At 56.7% G+C, this 15,594-nt stretch carries 7 protein-coding genes; all 7 read right to left on the reverse strand.

Features of this window, described 5'->3' with window-relative positions:
- Positions 1-126: 126 nt before the first annotated feature.
- The 7 genes from tuf to rpoB all read right to left on the reverse strand — a co-directional run bounded on the left by tuf (position 127) and on the right by rpoB (position 15,373).
- Positions 127-1,317, reverse strand: coding sequence for an elongation factor Tu (gene tuf, locus O3675_RS04825; protein WP_005508397.1), 1,191 nt, complete (start codon positions 1,315-1,317; stop codon positions 127-129).
- 200 nt (positions 1,318-1,517) lie between these two features.
- Positions 1,518-3,632, reverse strand: coding sequence for an elongation factor G (gene fusA, locus O3675_RS04830; protein WP_306524657.1), 2,115 nt, complete (start codon positions 3,630-3,632; stop codon positions 1,518-1,520).
- 72 nt (positions 3,633-3,704) lie between these two features.
- Positions 3,705-4,175 carry a 30S ribosomal protein S7 gene (gene rpsG / locus O3675_RS04835; RefSeq protein ID WP_005504941.1) on the reverse strand — a complete coding sequence of 157 codons (471 nt, stop codon included), beginning with the start codon at positions 4,173-4,175 and terminating at the stop codon, positions 3,705-3,707.
- A complete protein-coding gene (rpsL, locus tag O3675_RS04840) occupies positions 4,175-4,549 on the reverse strand; it encodes a 30S ribosomal protein S12 (RefSeq protein WP_005504939.1) in 375 nt (124 codons plus the stop codon). Before rpsL ends, rpsG begins: the two co-directional genes overlap by 1 nt.
- A 682-nt stretch (positions 4,550-5,231) precedes the next feature.
- Positions 5,232-7,415 carry a neutral/alkaline non-lysosomal ceramidase N-terminal domain-containing protein gene (locus O3675_RS04845; protein ID WP_371571293.1) on the reverse strand — a complete coding sequence of 728 codons (2,184 nt, stop codon included), beginning with the start codon at positions 7,413-7,415 and terminating at the stop codon, positions 5,232-5,234.
- Positions 7,416-7,853: 438 nt separating this feature from the next.
- Positions 7,854-11,756, reverse strand: coding sequence for a DNA-directed RNA polymerase subunit beta' (locus O3675_RS04850; RefSeq protein ID WP_049353347.1), 3,903 nt, complete (start codon positions 11,754-11,756; stop codon positions 7,854-7,856).
- Positions 11,757-11,866: 110 nt separating this feature from the next.
- The gene (gene rpoB / locus O3675_RS04855; RefSeq protein ID WP_005504932.1) at positions 11,867-15,373 is read right to left on the reverse strand and encodes a DNA-directed RNA polymerase subunit beta; all 3,507 of its coding nucleotides are present in this window, start codon (positions 15,371-15,373) and stop codon (positions 11,867-11,869) included.
- Between the last annotated feature and the right edge of the window lie 221 nt (positions 15,374-15,594).

Raw genomic sequence — 15,594 nt, forward strand, 5'->3', positions numbered from 1 at the left:
CTTCATCAACCCGCAACGGGCATAACAAAAGGACCCCCGCAGATGCGGGGGTCCTTGAGTATCGCTACCTGATGGAGAGTTTTCTCTCCGGCAGATCTTTAGCGAATTGTCGTAAATTTACGGCAATTACTTGATGATCTTGGTAACGCGACCCGAACCAACGGTGCGGCCACCCTCACGGATAGCGAAGCCGAGGCCCTCTTCCATTGCGATGGGCTGGATCAGGGTAACGGTCATCTCGGTGTTGTCACCGGGCATAACCATCTCGGTGCCCTCGGGGAGGGTGATAACGCCGGTCACGTCAGTGGTACGGAAGTAGAACTGAGGACGGTAGTTGGAGTAGAAGGGGTTGTGACGGCCACCCTCATCCTTGGAGAGGATGTAGACGTTTGCCTCGAACTCGGTGTGGGGGGTGATGGAGCCCGGCTCCACGACAACCTGACCACGCTCAACATCGTCACGCTTCAGACCACGCAGCAGCAGACCACAGTTCTCGCCTGCCCATGCTTCGTCGAGCTGCTTGTGGAACATCTCGATACCGGTAACGGTGGTCTTCTGAATCGGGCGGATACCGACGATCTCGACCTCGGAGTTGATCTTCAGGGTACCGCGCTCTGCACGACCGGTAACAACGGTGCCACGACCGGTGATGGTGAAGACGTCCTCGATGGGCATGAGGAAGGGCTTGTCCTTCTCACGCACGGGGTCCGGAATGTAGGTGTCGACTGCGTCCATGAGCTCCTCGACCTTAGCAACCCACTCGGGGTCGCCTTCGAGAGCCTTCAGTGCGGAAACGCGAACAACGGGAGCGTTGTCGCCGTCGAACTCCTGCGAGGAGAGGAGGTCACGGACCTCCATCTCGACGAGGTCGAGGAGCTCTTCGTCGTCAACCATGTCTGCCTTGTTCAGTGCAACCAGCAGGGTGGGGACGCCAACCTGGCGAGCGAGCAGAACGTGCTCGCGGGTCTGTGCCATGGGGCCGTCGGTAGCTGCAACCACGAGGATTGCGCCGTCCATCTGAGCCGCACCGGTAATCATGTTCTTGACGTAGTCAGCGTGGCCGGGAGCGTCAACGTGTGCGTAGTGGCGCTTCTCGGTCTGGTACTCGATGTGAGCAATGTTAATGGTAATACCGCGCTGGCGCTCCTCGGGAGCGGAGTCGATCATACCGAAGTCGCGCTTCTCGTTCAGGTCCGGGTACTTGTCAGCCAGAACCTTGGAGATTGCTGCGGTCAGGGTGGTCTTACCGTGGTCAACGTGACCAATGGTACCGACGTTAACGTGAGGCTTGGAGCGCTCGAACTTAGCCTTAGCCAAGAGTGTTCCTCCTAGAACGATTGAAAACATGCACGCGGATCTTCGCTCCGGCGCATCCCGTTATAAAACGGTCTAGCGTCTACAATAGCGGATTACGCCGCAGAGATGAAACTGTTCATGCTCTCAATAATGGATTTAATTGAAAATTTTGATGTGGGCCACAGGTTTTTGACCCGTGGCCCACGGGTGAGACGCGAAAATTACTCGCCGCGGCTCTTCTGGATGATCTCGTCAGCGACGTTCTTGGGAACCTCGCCGTAGCTGTCGAATGCCATCGAGAACACTGCACGACCCTGAGTCTTACCACGCAGGTCGCCAATGTAACCGAACATTTCGGTCAGGGGCACGATAGCCTTGATGATCTTAACGCCGGATGCGTCCTCCATGGAACGAACCTGGCCACGGCGGGAGTTCAGGTCGCCGATAACGTCGCCCATGTACTCCTCGGGGGTACGAACCTCAACGTCCATCAGCGGCTCGAGCAGGACCGGGTTAGCGCGCTTAGCGCCTTCCTTGAAGACCATCGAACCAGCGATCTTGAACGCCATTTCGGAGGAGTCGACGTCGTGGTAAGCACCGTCGATCAGGGTTGCCTTCACGCCCACCATCGGGTAGCCAGCGAGGACACCGAACTTCATAGCGTCCTGGATACCAGCGTCGACCGAGGGGATGTACTCGCGAGGAACGCGGCCACCGGTGACCTTGTCCTCGAACAGGTACAGCTCTTCGCCATCCAGGGGCAGCGGCTCGAAGGAGACCTGCACCTTTGCGAACTGACCGGAACCACCGGTCTGCTTCTTGTGGGTGTAGTCGACCTTCTCGACTGCCTTCTTGATGGTCTCGCGGTAAGCAACCTGAGGCTTACCAATGTTAGCCTCAACCTTGAACTCACGCTTCATACGGTCAACGGTGATGTCCAGGTGCAGCTCACCCATACCACCAATTTCGGTCTGACCGGTTTCTTCGTTCAGCGAAACGGTGAAGGTGGGGTCCTCAGCGGAAAGCTTCTGGATAGCGGTGGACAGCTTTTCCTGGTCACCCTTGCTCTTGGGCTCGATAGCCACGAAGATCACGGGCTCAGGGAAGGTCATCGATTCGAGAACAATCGGGTGTGCAGGGTCGCACAGGGTGTCACCAGTGGTGGTGTCCTTCAGGCCGATTGCCGCGTAAATGTGACCTGCGGTGATCTCCTCAACCGGGTTCTCCTTGTTGGAGTGCATCTGGAAGAGCTTACCGATGCGCTCCTTCTTACCCTTGGTGGAGTTCAGAACCTGCTGGCCCTGAGCTGCGGTACCGGAGTACACGCGGGTGTAGGTCAGCTGACCGTAGAAGGGATGAGTTGCGACCTTGAATGCCAGTGCTGCGAAGGGCTCCTCAGCGGATGCCTTACGGGTCAGCTTCTCTTCCTCGTTGGAGGGGTTGGAGCCGACAACGTCCGGAACGTCCAGCGGGGAGGGCAGGTAATCGATCACAGCGTCCAGCATGGGCTGAACACCGCGGTTCTTGAATGCAGAACCACAGAGAACGGGGAATGCCTCGCCTGCGATCACGAGCTGACGGATACCAGCCTTGATCTCGGGGATGGACAGCTCGCCCTCTTCGAGGTACTTCTCCATGAGCTCTTCGCTGGACTCGGCGACAGCCTCAACCAGCTCGGAGCGGTACTGTTCAGCCTTCTCAACCAGGTCAGCGGGGATGTCCTGAACCTCGTAGGAGGCACCCATGGACACGTCACCCTTGGCGTCGCCGGGCCATACGTATGCCTTCATTTCGAGCAGGTCAACGACACCGATGAAGTCGCTCTCAGCACCGATGGGGAGCTGAACAACCAGCGGGCGAGCGCCCAGGCGGTCAATGATGGTCTGAACGGTGAAGTAGAAGTCCGCACCCATCTTGTCCATCTTGTTGACGAAGCAGATACGGGGGACGTCGTACTTGTCAGCCTGACGCCAAACGGTCTCAGACTGGGGCTCAACACCTTCCTTGCCGTCGAACACAGCAACAGCGCCGTCGAGGACGCGCAGGGAGCGCTCAACCTCAATGGTGAAGTCGACGTGACCGGGGGTGTCGATGATGTTGATCTGGTTGTCCTTCCAGAAGCAGGTGGTTGCTGCGGAGGTAATGGTAATACCTCGCTCCTGCTCCTGAGCCATCCAGTCCATGGTGGAAGCGCCGTCGTGGGTCTCACCAATCTTGTGGTTAATACCGGTGTAGAACAGAATGCGCTCAGTGGTGGTGGTCTTACCGGCGTCGATGTGCGCCATAATACCGATGTTGCGGACCTTGTTAAGGTCGGTGAACACGTCAAGTGCCACGTTATTCTCCCTAAATGAGATACTCCGAAAGCCTGCCGACTCGAATCGACTCGGCAGGCTCTAAACGGAGAATTACCAGCGGTAGTGTGCGAAGGCCTTGTTGGACTCGGCCATCTTGTGAGTGTCCTCGCGACGCTTCACAGCGGCACCGAGACCATTGGATGCATCCAGGATCTCGTTCATCAGACGCTCAGTCATGGTCTTCTCGCGGCGCTGCTTGGAGAAGCCAACGAGCCAGCGGAGAGCCAGAGCGGTGGAACGGCCGGGGCGAACCTCAACCGGAACCTGGTAGGTTGCACCGCCAACGCGGCGGGAGCGAACCTCGAGAGAAGGCTTGATGTTGTCCATAGCCTTCTTCAGGGTTGCGACCGGGTCAGAACCGGTCTTCTTCTCGACGCCCTCGAGGGCACCGTAGACGATGCGCTCTGCGACGGACTTCTTGCCGTCCAGCAGAACCTTGTTGATCAGCTGGGTGACCAGAGCGGAACCGTAAACAGGATCGTTTACGAGGGGACGCTTGGGAGCGGGACCCTTACGAGGCATTACTTCTTCTCCTTCTTAGCGCCGTAGCGGGAGCGAGCCTGGCCGCGACCCTTAACACCCTGGGTATCCAGAGCGCCACGAACGATCTTGTAGCGAACACCGGGGAGGTCCTTCACACGACCACCGCGAACGAGCACGATCGAGTGCTCCTGCAGGTTGTGACCCTCACCGGGGATGTATGCGGTAACCTCGACGCCGCCGTTGAGCTTGACACGAGCGACCTTACGCAGTGCCGAGTTCGGCTTCTTCGGGGTGGTGGTGTACACACGGGTGCACACGCCACGCTTCATGGGGTTGCCCTTCAGTGCGGGCGCCTTGGTCTTAACGACCTTGGGAGTCCGGCCCTTACGGACCAGCTGCTGAATAGTAGGCACGTTTTCTCCGTTGCTTGATCGGGTTCTTCGTTAGAAAATCCCGTATAAACTTACTGGCCCCCATCACGTTGGATGGGTGCTCTCGGTTATCAGAAACGCTCGGATGCATATCCGGTTGGTTTCTATAGGTTCCTCGACATCTCGGCGAGTTCTCAGGGCTAAAATTCCCCACCATCAGAGGTGAAAAAGTTTTTGGGCACGCTTAAAAATGGCATTTAGGCGTCAGCAAAAAGCAACGCCAAAGGACGGTATCCATACTGCCATTGATTCATCATGCCCGTGCCCTCGGGAAATATCCCGCGTAAACCCACCGGGGGTGGATCCTTGTGCACCGAGCTCAAGTACTTCGGATAAGACTATACAGGTTAAATCCCGCTTAATCTAGCGCCAGAGCGGGGATTCTTTGCTTTTAAGCCCCCATCTAAGGGTAAAAGCTGATGATTTACCTCACTTAAATTACATCTTTGGGATTTACCACTCCCCCGCCGCCGCCTCCGCCACCTCTGTTTCTTTTGCCTCTTTGACGCAATTTAAAGCAGAAGGCCGCCAAGAACCTCTCAATGATTCTTGGCGACCCCAACAGATGCGGGAGGCGAGCGCATAGCTGCGCCCGCCTCCCGCAAGAGAATATTCAGTTATAGGTCCGCCACAGCAGCTACTGGACTACGCCATCTGGAAGAGACTACACCACCTGGAAGACTCGAGTCTGACCCTCAAACGGGGTGATAGTCTTCGAATTCTTCTTAGCATTGCCGTAGTAGCGGATGCGGTACTGCCCCTTAGGAGTATTAGCCGGGACCTTCCAGCGAACCGTCACCTGAGAAGCCGAAACACCAATGCGCTTCCATTCAAAGAAGGTATCCGGGTTGTTATCCGCAGTGTAGTACTTCCAGGTATTACCCACACGACGCTCAATCACGAAGTAGCTACCGTCGTGATGCATGTTGTTATTCGGGTGAGCACCAGCAAAACGAGCCGTCACCTCTTCACGGCCGGCAATAGCATCCTGAGGCTGCTGAGTGACCTGGCCGTAACGCATACCAAACATGGGGGTATCGTAGACGACCTTACCCTGCAGGCTGGCTACCGGGCGACGATCATTCGGGCGGTCGCCAATACCCAGCGGAGTGCCATTCTTCAGCGAAGTTCCAACAACGTTAATAGTCTGACGGAACGCACTGGAGGTGTAACGACCGAAGAGGGTCGCGCCGCCTTCATACTGCTGAGAGTCATACTCCTCAGGAGTCGTCACGTAGTGGTCGTAGGCGTTGGTGTAGCCCTGCAGAATAATGTGCGATTCGGGAACGCCAAAAAGCTTGGCAGCATCCTGACGATACTGCACACCTACCGCACCGGTGAACTCACCGGGCATACCCAGCAGGTAGTAGTCACCGAAGCGCATAATCTGCACCGGATACTTTTCCTGAATGATCGTTCCATTTTTTGCAGAGAAGAGAATACCCTTCGGCTGCTGGCAACGCGTCTGCGTTGCACTCGGAGTGAATACCAAAGTACCCAGAATAGAGGGGCGACCAGAGCCTTCCTTATAAACAGCCCAACCGCCGCCACCATCCTCAGTGGAACCGGCACCAAACGGAGTGCCCAAGAAGCCCTGGCAGGTACGCTCATTATGGCCGCTACCGGTGTACTTCGCATCCACAGTCATACCCGAGAAATTGAAGTACGAAATACGCGAATCCAGACCCTTACCCACAGGAGTACCTGCGCTCTTGAGCTGAGAACGCACAGCATTAGCCTGCTTCTCACCCTGAATCTTCACGTTCTTGAACTGGTCATTAGTGGGACCCTGACCAGGCTTCAACCAAGTATTCGGGGAAACATCACCAGCATTAGCATTCGCAAACGCCGCAACGAAACCATCACCACTACCGGAAACATTGCGGTCAACGCCGTGATCCTGAGTCTCCAGCAGATATTCCGCATAACCCTTGTTATCGCTCGAAATCAGAGTATTCTTCGAGGTCAAAGAAGTCGGGTGAATCGCATACCAGTTCAACACCGCACGAGTCTTACCGTTGCGCTCCAGACGCAAAGTCATATTGGTCGGATCGGTACCGCCGGGCAACTTAGAACGCAACTGGGGAGAATCCAGATTAAACGCCTCGCGGGAACGGTTAGCACCAACACCGGTCAGCTTCGAAGAAGAAATCGTCAGGTTACCCGGAGCCAGGTCCTTAGTTGCCTGGCGGATTGCCTTCAGCGAACCATCCACCTGAGCGTTGAAAGTGTCCTGATGGAAACCCAGAGTGGTGATATTGTACAGACTCTGGTGCGTAATACCACCCGGAGTTGCGTGAGTGTGGGTAGCGGTAATCATAATGTTCGACTCATCGTACGCGGAGCCAAACTCAGCGCGAATACGCTTCACCAGTTCATCACGCAGGGACTGCCAGCCAGTCAGAGAGTCCAGGACAACAATGAGGTTGCGCTTACCTGAGGCGCGATCCACAGCAATAAAAGCACGTGCATACTGGCGAGTATGTACACCGCTACCTTTCTGGGAGCTCTCACCGTAGCCCATGAAGCCGACTTCACCGGGCTCACCGGTAATATCCGCTGCACCCGCACCCACCAGGTAGGGGGTAGCACTAGCGCTCTGAGAAACAGGGGCTGCGGTCGCGACCTGACCGGCAGGAAGAACTGCGGAAGCCGCAATAAGGCATGCTGCACCAATGCGAGCAAGAGAGTGGGTGGGCGTCTTAAAACGCGAAAAAACAGAGGAGCGCTTTTGCTCCCCTGCAGTCGAGGAGGGATTCTGTTCAGATTCGTGAGGCTGTGCCGTTCCGGAAGACAGTTGGGTGCCACCAGTAGTCACCCGTCCGGAAGAGAATAGAGTGATATGCATGCCTTCAAGAATAGAACCTAGTCAAAAGGCTTTCCAGTTGAATTAGCACTGTTCAAATAAAGAACATTTATTCCATGTACACCCCAAAGAAAAACGAGTGAATATTCTATATATTGCAGTCCTAGTGCGGTTTCTAGGGAGATTTAGCATATTTGACCGCCATCTAATTTCTTGCCCGGTCAAGAAATTTTCCCAGTTTGAAAAAATAATGCACTCTAATGATTTTTTATAAATAGATTCGTCCACTAGGCAAAAAATATACAACCTTCCCCTGAAGGATAAAGAATATTAAAGTACCACTTAAAAGAACTCCATCCCTCCCCACCTATTCGTTAAACACAGAACGCGGATACCCGAGACAAACTCGAATATCCGCGTTCTTTATCAAGGACCAGACCGGGAGCCTAAACCCCCAACCTGTCCTTCACGGCAGAAGCCTTAGTCCAGACCACGACCGTACTCATCCAGCGAAACAGCCATAAAGCCGCCGTTGCCGTAAGTGTACACCTCGTTATCCATCTGGAACGCGCTCTGGTAACCACCGAAAGTGTCCAGAGCCTGCATACGCTCAGCAGTAGCCTGGGCGCTGGGCTCAACCTCAATATCGTTGTAACGTGCCAGACCGGTACCGGCGGGAACCAGCTTACCGATGATCACGTTCTCCTTCAGGCCGAGCAGCGGGTCAGTCTTCGCCTCCATAGCAGCCTGAGTCAGGACGCGGGTGGTCTCCTGGAAGGAGGCCGCCGACAGCCAGGACTCGGTAGCCAGCGAAGCCTTGGTAATACCCATCATTTCCGGACGGCCAGCTGCGGGCTTCTTACCCTCAACCAGTGCCTTACGGTTAGCAGTCTGGAAAGCAATGTTATCAACCAGCTCACCAGGCAGCAGATCGGTATCACCGGACTCAATCACGGTCACGCGACGCAGCATCTGGCGAACAATAACCTCAACGTGCTTGTCGTGGATTTCCACACCCTGCGACTTGTACACGCCCTGAACCTCGCTCACCAGGTGCTTCTGAGCCTCACGAGGACCACGAATACGCAGAACCTCCTTCGGATCAACAGAACCGGTAGCCAGCTGATCGCCAACCTGAACGTGATCGCCATTCTGCAGCTTAGAAGCTGCACGACGCAGAACAGTGTAGGACTGGGGCTCGGAACCATCGTCCGGGGTCACCACAATCTTGTAGGACTTCTCGGTATCCTCAATGGTCACACGACCAGACACCTCAGAAATCGGGGCAACACCCTTGGGGGTACGAGCCTCGAACAGCTCCTGAATACGGGGCAGACCCTGAGTAATATCGTCAGCCGAAGCCACACCACCGGTGTGGAAGGTACGCATGGTCAGCTGGGTACCGGGCTCACCAATCGACTGAGCCGCAATAATACCAACAGCCTCACCAATGTCCACCAGCACGTTCGAAGCCATCGAACGACCGTAGCACAGTGCACACACACCAATAGCGGACTCACAGGTCAGAACCGAACGAACGCGAACATCCTTCACGCCTGCCTTGAAGAGCTTCTCAATGAGCTCATCAGAGACATCGGAACCAGCAGCAGCCAGAACGTTGCCAGCCTCGTCCTTCACGTCAACCGCAAGGGTACGACCGTGAATCGAAGTCTCAACATCCTGGTGCAGACCGCCGTCCTCATCAATCAGAGGCAGAACCAGACCGCGGCGAGTGCCACAGTCGTGCTCGCGAACGATAACGTCCTGCGAAACGTCCACCAGACGACGAGTCAGGTAACCCGAGTTAGCGGTACGCAGCGCAGTATCAGCCAGACCCTTACGTGCACCGTGGGTCGCGATGAAGTACTCCAGAACCGACAGGCCCTCACGGTACGAGGACTTAATCGGGCGAGGCATAATCTCACCCTTCGGGTTCGACACCAGACCACGGATACCCGCAATCTGACGGACCTGCATCCAGTTACCACGTGCACCGGAGGTCACCATGCGGTAAATGGTGTTCAGACCACCGTGAGAGCTCAAGTTCTCACGCATAGCCTCTGCAACCACGTCGGTAGCCTCGGTCCAAACCTTAATCAGCTCCTGACGACGCTCTTCGTCATCGATGGTACCGATCTCAAAGTCGTCCTGAATTGCAGCAGCCTGCTTCTCGTAGCGCTCCATAATTGCCGGCTTCTCAGCGGGAGTAGCAATATCGGAAACAGCCACGGTCACGCCCGAACGAGAAGCCCAGTAGAAACCGGAGTTCTTCAGGTTATCCAGAGCACGAGCCACAACATCCATCGGGTAACGCTCAGCCAGATCGTTAATCAGGCTACCCAGGCCCTTCTTATCTGCCACACCGGAGAACCAGGGGTAATCCTTCGGCAGAGCCTGGTTGAACAGAACCTGACCAACGGTGCAGTCCAGCAGCACGGGGTCGCCGGCCTTGTAACCCTCAGGAGCTTCCCAGCCCTCAGGAGCAACAAACTGGTCACCTTCAAGGCGAATCTTCACCTTGGTGTACAGCTCAATTTCGTGACGATCCATTGCCATCAGAGCCTCAGACACCGAAGAGAATGCGTGACCCTCGTTCTTCTGACCCTCGCGAGGAGTAGTCAGGTGGTACAGACCAATGATCATATCCTGCGAAGGAACAGCCACAGGGCGGCCATCCGACGGCTTCAGGATGTTGTTCGAGGACAGCATGAGGATACGAGCCTCAGCCTGAGCCTCGGGAGACAGCGGCAGGTGAACTGCCATCTGGTCACCATCGAAGTCAGCGTTGAACGCGGAGCAAACCAGCGGGTGCAGCTGAATAGCCTTACCCTCAACCAGCTTCGGTTCAAACGCCTGAATACCGAGGCGGTGCAGGGTAGGTGCACGGTTCAGCAGAACCGGGTGCTCAGCAATAACCTCTTCCAGAACGTCCCAAACCTGCGGGCGGAAACGCTCAACCATACGCTTAGCGCTCTTAATGTTCTGAGCGTGGCTCAGCTCCACCAGACGCTTCATGACGAAGGGCTTGAACAGCTCCAGAGCCATCTGCTTAGGCAAACCACACTGATGCATCTGCAGCTGAGGACCAACCACAATCACGGAACGACCCGAGTAGTCAACACGCTTACCGAGCAGGTTCTGACGGAAACGACCCTGCTTACCCTTCAGCATGTCAGACAGAGACTTCAGGGGGCGGTTACCGGGGCCGGTCACCGGGCGACCGCGACGACCGTTATCGAACAGCGAGTCCACAGCTTCCTGCAGCATACGCTTCTCGTTGTTCACGATAATCTCGGGAGCACCCAGCTCCAGCAGACGCTTCAAACGGTTGTTACGGTTAATCACACGACGGTACAGGTCGTTCAGGTCGGAGGTCGCGAAACGGCCACCATCCAGCTGAACCATCGGGCGCAGTTCCGGCGGAATAACCGGAACAACATCCAGAACCATACCCAACGGGGAGTTATCGGTGGTCAGGAAGGCGTTAACAACCTTCAGACGCTTCAGAGCGCGGGTCTTCTTCTGACCCTTACCGGTCTGAATGATCTCCTTGAGAGCCTCAGCCTCAGCCTCCAGGTCGAAGGACTCCAGACGCTTCTTAATAGCCTCTGCGCCCATCGCACCCTCAAAGTACAGGCCGTACTTATCAATCATGGAACGGTACAGTGCCTCATCGCCCTCAAGGTCAGCGACCTTCAGGTTCTTGAAACGATCCCACACGCGCTCCAGGTGCTCAGCCTCACGCTCGTAACGCTTACGCACCGACGCGAGCTGACGCTCAGCGTTATCGCGCAGCTTGCGCTTCTCAGCAGCCTTGCCGCCCTCAGCCTCAATACGAGCCAGCTCAGCCTCAACCTCACGGCTAATAGCGTTCACGTCAGCGTTCAGAGCAGCCTCAAGCTCCTGCTTCTCACGGTCGTGAGCAGCCTGCAGCATCGGCAAATCCTCATGACGAGCTTCCTCGTCAACCTTAGTGATCATGTACGCAGCGAAGTAAATGACCTTCTCCAGGTCCTTCGGAGCCAGATCCAGCAGGTAACCCAGGCGGGAAGGAACACCCTTGAAGTACCAAATGTGGGTAACCGGAGCAGCCAGCTCAATGTGACCCATACGCTCACGACGTACCTTAGAGCGGGTCACCTCAACACCACAGCGCTCACACACAATGCCCTTGAAGCGCACGCGCTTGTACTTACCGCAGTAGCACTCCCAGTCCTTGGTGGGGCCGAAGATACGCTCGTCGAAGAGGCCGTCCTTCTCGGGCTTCAGGGTACGGTAGTTGATGGTCTCGGGCTTCTTAACCTCACCAAAGGACCAACGACGGATGTCGTCGGCGGTGGCGAGGCCAATTCGCATCAAACCAAGCGAAGATTCGTTGGACATATCGGTCCTAATCTCTTTCTGTAAGTTTCTGAAGACTTGGGTTAGCGGGCGGGAACCCCACAACGCACGCGAGCGCATGCGGGGCTCCCCACCCTAGAAGGAGGCGGTGCTTATGCCTCGTCGACGGAGCTAGGCTCGTCGTGGGTCAGGCTCACGCCCATATCTTCTGCTGCCCGGAAGCCTTCTTCCTCCGAGTCGCTCATCTCAATAATCTTGCCGTCGGTGGAGAGCACCTCAACGTTCAGGCACAGAGACTGCATTTCCTTGATAAGAACCTTGAAGGATTCGGGGATACCCGGCTCAGGGATGTTCTCGCCCTTCACGATAGCCTCGTAAACCTTCACACGGCCCGCCACGTCATCGGACTTGACGGTCAGGATTTCCTGCAGGGTGTATGCGGCGCCGTATGCTTCCAGCGCCCACACTTCCATCTCACCGAAGCGCTGACCACCGAACTGCGCCTTACCACCCAGAGGCTGCTGGGTAATCATCGAGTACGGACCGGTGGAACGAGCGTGAATCTTGTCATCCACCAGGTGGTGCAGCTTCAGGATGTACTGGTAACCAACCGAAATCGGATCCGGGAACGGCTCACCGGAACGGCCGTCAATCAGACGTGCCTTACCGGAACGGTTGATCAGACGGTCACCATCGCGGTTCGGGTTCGAGTGGTCCATAAGGTCGAACAGTTCGTCCTCGTGGGCACCGTCGAACACCGGGGTTGCCAGGCGGGTCGGGCCGGATTCCTTCGGGAAGTTCGGCATGTGCTTGAGCCACTCGGGCTCGCCCTCAATCTTCCAACCCTGCTTAGCCAGCCAACCGGTGTGGACTTCCAGAACCTGACCAATGTTCATACGACCGGGCACGCCCAGCGGGTTCAGGATAACGTCCACGGGGGTACCGTCTTCCAGGAAGGGCATATCCTCGATCGGCAGGATCTTGGAAATAACACCCTTGTTACCGTGGCGGCCTGCAAGCTTGTCGCCGTCGGTAATCTTACGCTTCTGAGCCACGTACACGCGGACCAGCTGGTTTACGCCCGGGGGCAGATCGTCCTCATCGTTGTTCTCGCGGTCGAAGATACGGATACCGATGACGGTACCGGACTCGCCGTGAGGAACCTTCAGGGAGGTGTCGCGAACCTCGCGAGACTTCTCACCGAAGATTGCGCGCAGCAGGCGCTCCTCGGGGGTCAGCTCGGTCTCACCCTTGGGGGTAACCTTACCGACGAGGATGTCGCCAGCCTCAACCTCAGCACCGATGTGGATGATGCCGCGCTCGTCCAGAGCCGAGAGAACATCTTCGGACACGTTCGGAATGTCGCGGGTAATCTCCTCGGGGCCCAGCTTGGTGTCGCGGGCGTCAATCTCGTGCTCCTCAATGTGAATCGAGGTCAGCACGTCCTCAGAAACCATGCGCTGGGAGAGGATGATCGCATCCTCGTAGTTCAGGCCTTCCCACGGCATGTATGCCACGAGCAGGTTCTTACCCAGTGCCAGCTCACCGCCGTCGGTGGAGGGGCCATCAGCAATAACGTCGCGGTACTCGACGCGCTGGCCTTCCTTCACCACAACGCGCTGGTTGTAGCAGTTACCCGGGTTCGAGCGGGAGAACTTCATGATCGGGTAGGTGGAGACAGAGCCGTCATCGTTACGGACGATAACGGTCTTAGCGTCCACGGAGGAAACCACACCGGGCTTCTTCGCGAGCACGGAGTCACCGGAGTCCAGTGCTGCGTACTTCTCCATACCGGTACCAACCACGGGAGCCTCAGACTCCAGCAGGGGCACAGCCTGACGCTGCATGTTAGCACCCATCAGTGCTCGGTTAGCGTCATCGTGCTCCAGGTAAGGAATCAGAGCGGTAGCAACAGACACCATCTGGCGCGGGGAGACGTCCATGTACTGAACGGCGCCGGGAGCAACCAGAACAGCTTCGCCAGAACCATCGCCCGCACGGCAGAGAACCTCGTTCTCAGCGAAGGTGCGGTCAGCGTTCAGCGGTGCGTTTGCCTGTGCGATAACAACAGACTTCTCGTCGTCAGCGGTCAGGTAGCGGACCTCATCGGTCACGCGGCCGTCAGTCACCACGCGGTAGGGGGTCTCAATGAAACCGAAGGAGTTGATGCGACCGTAGGTTGCCAGCGAACCAATCAGACCAATGTTCGGGCCTTCAGGGGTTTCAATGGGGCACATACGACCGTAGTGCGAGGGGTGGACGTCTCGAACTTCCATGCCTGCACGGTCACGGGACAGACCGCCCGGACCCAGTGCGGACAGACGACGCTTGTGGGTCAGACCTGCCAGCGGGTTGTTCTGGTCCATGAACTGCGACAGCTGAGAAGTACCGAAGAACTCCTTGATAGCCGCCACGACGGGGCGGATGTTCACCAGGGACTGCGGGGTGATAGCGTCCACGTCCTGGGTGGTCATGCGCTCGCGAACCACGCGCTCCATACGGGACAGACCGGTACGGATCTGGTTCTCAATCAGCTCGCCCACGGTGCGGATACGACGGTTACCGAAGTGGTCGATGTCGTCAATATCAATCTTGAGGGAGATCTCCTCGCCGTCACGGACGCCGGGGATGCTGGTCTCGCCTGCGTGCAGAGCGCAGAGGTAACGAATCATCTGAGCGATGTCGTCCTGGCTCAGAACGGAAGCTTCGGGGGAATCCATGGGAACGTCCACACCGAGCTTACGGTTCAGCTTGTAACGGCCAACCTTCGCCAGGTCGTAGCGGCGCGGGGTGAAGTACATGTTGTCCAGCAGAGCCTGGGCAGCTTCAACCGTCGGGGGTTCGCCCGGACGCAGCTTGCGGTAGATGTCCAGCAGAGCCTCGTCGCGGTCCTTGACGGAGTCCTTCTCCAGGGTTGCGCGGATGGAGTCGTACTGACCGAACTCAGCCAGAATCTTGGACTCGGTCCAGCCCAGAGCCTTCAGCAGAACAGTCACGGACTGCTTACGCTTGCGGTCCAGACGCACGCCAACCTGGTCGCGCTTATCAATCTCAAGCTCGAACCATGCACCGCGGGAAGGAATCACGCGGGCAGAGTAAATGTCCTTATCGGAGGTACGGTCCGGAGCCTTCTCGAAGTAAGCACCGGGGGAACGCACCAGCTGAGAAACGACCACACGCTCAGTACCGTTAATAACGAAGGTACCGGCCTCGGTCATCAGGGGGAAGTCACCCATGAACAGGGTCTGCTGCTTGACCTCGCCGGTAGCGAGGTTCATGAATTCAGCCTTAATGTACAGCGGAGCCGAGTAGGTTGCGTCGCGGTCCTTGCACTCCTCAACAGAGTACTTGGGGTCAGCAAACTCAGGCTCAGAGAAGGAGAGCTGCATAGTCTCCTGGAAGTCACGAATCGGGGAGATTTCTTCAAAAATCTCAGCCAGACCGGACTGAGCGGGGACAGAAGTGTCACCAGCAGCCTGCGCCTTCTCCAGACGCTCCGCCCAGCGCTCGTTACCAACGAGGCGGTCGAAGCTATCGGTCTGGATAGCAAGCAGGTTGGGAACCTTCAGCGGTTCGTTAATCTTCGCGAATGAAATTCGGCGCGAGACGTTCTCTGCGCCGTTAGCGGCGTCATGGTTAGAGGTGCTCGAAGCGACCAAAATGGGGATCCTTCCACAGACATGTCTGTTAGCAATCAGCCTCCCGGCGACATTACCGGCGACACGACAACCTCAGCCCCCGAATAGAACGGTGCTCGAAGCTATAGAGTCGGACGGAAAAACGTCACCTTCAGCCCGTGCCCACCGCTATATGAAGGCACAAAGGTTAGGGAAAGCGTAAATACTAACGATACAGGAAGAAAACCCTTCTGTCTACCACA

Source organism: Rothia sp. 27098_8_27 (genome assembly GCF_041432805.1).
GTDB lineage: Bacteria > Actinomycetota > Actinomycetes > Actinomycetales > Micrococcaceae > Rothia > Rothia mucilaginosa.